This window comes from Vibrio sp. 05-20-BW147, from assembly GCF_013369385.1.
Classification (GTDB): domain Bacteria; phylum Pseudomonadota; class Gammaproteobacteria; order Enterobacterales; family Vibrionaceae; genus Vibrio; species Vibrio floridensis.
In genome coordinates, this window is sequence record NZ_SZTO01000096.1 from 1 (window position 1) to 559 (window position 559).

The 559-nt window shown below is 44.5% G+C and carries 1 protein-coding gene and 1 pseudogene; both read left to right on the top strand.

Annotation, left to right across the window (positions count from 1 at the left end):
• Positions 1-66: 66 nt before the first annotated feature.
• A pseudogene (locus FC652_RS20910) lies at positions 67-168 on the top strand (DUF3265 domain-containing protein); the annotation flags it as partial.
• A 16-nt stretch (positions 169-184) separates the two neighbouring features.
• On the top strand, positions 185-559 hold a 375-nt coding region (locus FC652_RS20210; protein WP_176299914.1), incomplete at its 3' end, for a GFA family protein.

Genomic DNA, 559 nt, shown 5'->3' on the forward strand with positions numbered 1-559 from the left:
TATAAGTCTGTTCATGGACAAGCCTTCTCGCTAAACGATTAAAGGCTAACAAGGCGTTCAAGAGGGATTCATGCCGCGTGGCATTTTTGGTTTGCAGTGAGTTTTGGTGGTGAAAGTGGTCTGCAGAAGGTTGGTTTAGGCGGCATTCACCCCTTAACGCAGCGTTATGTACTTTGGAGGCAAAATGCCAAAAATGCATTCCGGCTCATGTCATTGTGGGCTGATAAAATTTGAGGTTTTAGCTGATATTGACCATCTTCGCGAATGTAATTGCTCAATCTGTATTCGGAGAGGCGCGCTAAACTTTCGAGTGCCTAAAGAAAATTTAACAGTGCTTACCCCACTTACGAATGCAAGTTTGTATCAATGGGGCAGTGGGACCGCGGAAGATTACTTTTGTCCTAAATGTGGCATCCTACCGTTTCGTAAACCAAGCAAGCTAACCGAAGCTGAAATAGCGGCTGGTAAAGTTGAGTTTACTGGTTGGGCTGTGAATGCCCGCTGTCTCAATGACCTGAATTTAAGTGAAATTCCTGTGGTTAAAATAGACGGAGCATCT